Origin of the sequence: Bradyrhizobium sp. (assembly GCF_035273305.1) — a bacterium.
Lineage (GTDB): Bacteria > Pseudomonadota > Alphaproteobacteria > Rhizobiales > Xanthobacteraceae > Bradyrhizobium.
Genome location: NZ_DATEPI010000184.1, coordinates 1 through 4298, shown reverse-complemented (window position 1 = coordinate 4298; position 4298 = coordinate 1). Strand labels below are relative to the sequence as shown.

Sequence of the window (4298 nt, the reverse complement as noted above, 5' to 3'; positions counted from 1 at the left end):
GGCCGCGGCAGCGCCGCCACATGGCGCGCCTGCTCAAAAGTGCCTCACATCTCGTGGAGAGGTGGCCGAGTGGTTAAAGGCAGCAGACTGTAAATCTGCCCGCGCAAGCGTACGCTGGTTCGAATCCAGCCCTCTCCACCATCAGACAAATGCCGGATTTCCGCCATTAATGATGAGTTCCGCGGACGATCGACGTGGCGATGTCTATTTTGCAACGCGGTGCCGAAGTTTCTCGCAGTTTTTTCGCCGCTTTCGATTCCATCTCAGCGGCTCCGCGGTACATCGCCGCCGCCGGCCGGCAACGCTGGCGAGTTGCTGTTCGCCGACACATGATCGGACGCTTGGCTCACTCATTCCCGCCTCAGGCCTATGGTGCGGCTTCAGGCTGCCTTCCACCGGCCGATTTCATTTGGCTTTTGGCTTGGAAACAACGCCAAGCTGAGGCGTCGATGGGGCAGCGATCGTATCGCTGATCAAGTCATTGACGTCGATCGGCCCAGCTTCCACGCGCCTTGCGCTGACGTTTTGCTCGATCGCTGCGCGCCGGTCTGCTTCGGACGTGTCACCGAAGCCAAACGGTCGGCCAGCATCCTCGCGATAGTGCGCCCGCGGATCATACAGCTTGACCGGCAATTGCAGGGCTTCGGCAGTCATTCCGCCAACGGTCGCAAGGACCTGGAAGGCGGCCACAAAGGCGTTGCGACGAGCGGTGAGCAGCGACGCCTGGGCGTTGACGAAATCCTCTTCTGAAATGAGCACTTCCAGAGTCCCGCGCTCGCCAATCACCGTCTCAGCGCGAGCTCCCTCGAACGCCACGCGGGTCGCCTCCACCTGCTTCTCGCTGAGGGGAACCGCAGCTCGTTCATTGCGCAGCGTATCTTCGCTGACGCGAAGCTGCTGACGCACCTGACGCTCGGCATCGGCTGTATTGTAGCGCGCCTGCGTCGCCTGCTGCTTCGTCTCGCGAACCTGCGCATATTCGCCGCCGCCCTGGTAGAACGGAATATGGAGCTGCGCCGTAACGGTGAAGTCGTTGATGCCGATCCCCGTCGCCACGAGATCCTTCGATCGTTCGTACTGTCCCTGCAGCGACACTCTAGGCACGAGCGCCCCCTTGGCGGCGCTCACCGCATGATCGGCAATCACACTTTGGTCGCGCGCGTAGAGCACCGTCGGGTTGTTGTTCATCGCGAGATTCAACGCCGCGTCGAAATCGTCTGGAACAACAGGAAATGACGGATCGACAAGATTCTCGGCTGGCCTGCCAACAGCATGTTCAAACGAAGCACGGGCGCTGGCGAGCTGCGTCTGGGCCGCGGTGAGGTTCTCCATCAAGTTGTACAAACGGCCTTCGGTTTGGCCTAGCTCCGTCCGGCTGAGTTCGCCGACGCTGACGCGCGTCTGAACTGTTTGGCGGAGTTTCTGCAAATCAATGATTGACGCCTGTTCAAGGTCGACGATCTTCTGGAAACGAAGAACATCGAGGTAGGCGGTCGCCGCATCAAGCAGAACTTGTTCTTCGGTCGCACGCAGCTGTTCCCGGCTTGCCTCGACCGTCGCGCGAGCCTTGCGGATGTTGGGCAAGATGTCGCCGCCGAACAGAGGTTGGCTCAACGTCGCGGTGACGCCGCGCGGGTAGGTGCCGGACGGAGGGCCTGGAATCGCGTGATATTCACCCCTGGCGTAGGCGTAGGTTGAATCGACCGTGGCTTTCGGCCGCCAGGCGCCATAGGCCTTGGCCACTTCCTCGTCGGTGGCCCGCACGGCGGCTCGTTGTGCCTCGAGCTGCGGATTGGTCTCGTAAGCGACGGCGAGTGCCTGGACCAGCGTGAAGGGCTCGGCGCACGCAACCGACGACGCGAAGGAGAAGGGAAGAAGCGCTCCCGCCGCGACGCCGACAACCCCGTTACGCATGACTGCCCCCTCGGTCCTCACCGGTCAATCCGGTCCATTGCTCCCGCTGCGCTCCGCCGCTTGGTGATGGATCCCTTGCCGCGGAGAGGGCACAGCATTGCGCTCGTCCTCCGACAGGAATTCTTCCAGCGCGCCGAGCCAGGGTCGATAGTTCTGCCAGCGGGCGATCGATGTCCGGTAAAGCGGCTGTCTTGCTTGCCACAGGCTTGCGGTCCTCACCGGGCGAGTGTTGCGGTCATGGTGCAGGCACGCATTATCCCAATCGAGGCCGCAGAAATCGATTAGCTTGCGCGTCAGCGGTTCGGGATCGGCGACAAGCTCCTCATATTGGACTTCGAACAAGCGGTCGGACGGGACGACGCTGCGCCAGTGCGCCATCAGTCGCTGATACTGACGATAGAACGCCAAAAGGTCGGTTCGGTCGTAGGCGAAGTCGACGTGGCGGCTGAAGTTCTGGAAATAGATGGACAGGCATGTGTCGATCGGATGGCGCATGCAATGGATGAACCGCGCGCGCGGGAAGACCGCACGGGCGAGCGCAACGAAATTGAAATTTTGCGGCATCTTGTCGGTCACCTTGCGGGCACCCGGGCAGAGCTCCGTAAGCAAGTTTTTATACTCGCGGGCGGTCGACTCCGCCCATGCGCGATCGACGCGGCGCGACCGATCCATTCGAAAGCCCGGCATATGATCGCGCCAGAACGCAAGTTCTCCACCTGCCCCCACGTCCTGGTGGCTGGACAGGATCTGCTCGACGAGCGTCGTTCCCGATCGCGGCATGCCGATAATCAGGACCGGAACGTCACAGTCCGATCCGATATCGGCGTTGCGCGCAAAATAGTCGGCGTTGAAGTTCGCTATCTGCCAGTCGACACGGCTGCCGAAATTTGCATACACGGCGGTGTCTGGAGAAGTCTGCTGGTGCTTCAGACTGTTGGCTTCGTCGAAATAGCCGATCGCCTTTTCATATTCGCCATAGTCGTCATAGGCCTTACCAAGCGCGAAGCCGAGGTCGATGCGTCCGTCTTGGTGTAGCCCCCCTTCCTTCAGCAGCCATTCGATCTGCGCGACGAGCGGGCGATCCCGTTCGGTCATTTTGCGAGCGCTAACAAGCTGATGGTAGCCCGAAAGCTGCTGGCGATTGATGGCGATCGCCAAGTCCGCCGCACAGGCGGCATCGTCGAACCGGCCCAGCTCCATAAGGATGGATCCGAGCAAGACATGGGCATCGCTGTTGTGCGGCTGCAACTCGATTGCCTTCCTGACTGCCTCTTCCGCCGCAGCGGTCTTGCCTTCCTCGGTCAGGATTTTGGCTTGGCACATCCATGCGATTGCGGACTCCGGCCTCGCTTTCACAGCTTGCCGGAACATGTCGAAAGCCGCGGCATGATCGTTGCTCTGCAACAGAAGGTTGCCTAGCTTTGCGTAAGCTTCAGCAAATTGCGGATCGGCGGCGACTACGTCCTTGAGCGCAGCGATCGCCTTGGCGCGTAATCCTTGTGCCTCGAAAACTAGCGCCCTGTTGAAATGAGCGATGGCCATCTTGGGGTCGAGCTCCGCGGCGCGCTCGAAACATTCGGCTGCTTCCCCTGCTTTGTTGTTGTCGAGGTAGACGAGACCAAGATCGTTGTACGCAGCGGCGCTTTTCGGCCGGAGCTCGATTGCGGTCTCCAGCGCAGCGATCGCTTCCTCGTCCTTGCCGTCTTGCCGGAGAAGCTTGGCCAGCTGAATATGAGCGTCGACGTGACTCGGATGCTGCCCGATCACCCGATTGATCAGCTCGATCCCCCGCCGCGGGACGCCAAACTGACCGGCAACCGCCGCCAGCACCTGTATGGTTGCCACGTGGTCCGGGTGATGCTCGAGAATGTGCCTGCACTGGAGTTCGGCTTGGTTCAAGTTGCCGTCGCGATAAGCGGCCATTGCCTCCTGGAGCAGCTGATCGACCGATTCCGCTTCTGCGAGCATCATGCGTTCAGCTCCTGTACTTGCCCTTCAGCGCTGTCCGATGCTCTGGGATCCCCGAGCGCGGCAAACAGCGGCCCGAGATGCTTTTCATACTTTCGCCAGCGGCCGATCGAACTGCTGTAGATCGGCTGACGAACCTGCCAGTGACTGACCGTCGCAACGGTCCGCTCTGTTTGGTGAAAATCAAGGCACGAGGGCTCCCAGTCGAGCCCGAGGAAATCGACGATCCTTCTGCTTTGTCCTTCCAAATCGCCGACCAGCGTTTCGTAATTCACTTCGATCATGTGGTGCGGCAGGAGTTTGAGCCAGTGCTCAGCAAGGCGCCTGACCTGAACGCAGCGCTTCCCGCAATCCGAAAGGTCGTATGAAAAATGCTGCGCGCCCTCGACGAAGATTTGAAAGTAACAAGACAGGGA

The 4298-nt window shown here is 60.6% G+C and carries 3 protein-coding genes and 1 tRNA gene; 1 reads left to right on the top strand and 3 read right to left on the bottom strand.

Features of this window, described 5'->3' with window-relative positions; all coding sequences use genetic code 11:
* Positions 1-55: 55 nt before the first annotated feature.
* Positions 56-141: transfer RNA gene (locus tag VJV58_RS12950), tRNA-Tyr, on the top strand.
* 264 nt (positions 142-405) lie between these two features.
* On the opposite strand, the gene VJV58_RS12945 is transcribed toward VJV58_RS12950, so the two are convergent.
* The 3 genes from VJV58_RS12945 to VJV58_RS12935 all read right to left on the bottom strand — a co-directional run.
* On the bottom strand, positions 406-1914 hold the full coding sequence (locus tag VJV58_RS12945; protein ID WP_324137747.1) for a TolC family outer membrane protein: 1509 nt from the start codon (positions 1912-1914) through the stop codon (positions 406-408).
* A gap of 24 nt (positions 1915-1938) precedes the next feature.
* Positions 1939-3885, bottom strand: coding sequence for a tetratricopeptide repeat-containing sulfotransferase family protein (locus tag VJV58_RS12940; protein ID WP_324137746.1), 1947 nt, complete (start codon positions 3883-3885; stop codon positions 1939-1941).
* Positions 3882-4298 (bottom strand): sulfotransferase (locus tag VJV58_RS12935; RefSeq protein ID WP_324137745.1); only part of this gene is annotated, 417 nt, incomplete at its 5' end. The genes VJV58_RS12940 and VJV58_RS12935, both read right to left, overlap by 4 nt.

Excerpts from the sequence above, each read along its gene's own strand:
- VJV58_RS12940 (WP_324137746.1), bottom strand. The coding sequence starts at position 3,885 with ATGATGCTCGCAGAAGCGGAATCGGTCGATCAGCTGCTCCAGGAGGCA.
- VJV58_RS12945 (WP_324137747.1), bottom strand. The coding sequence starts at position 1,914 with ATGCGTAACGGGGTTGTCGGCGTCGCGGCGGGAGCGCTTCTTCCCTTC.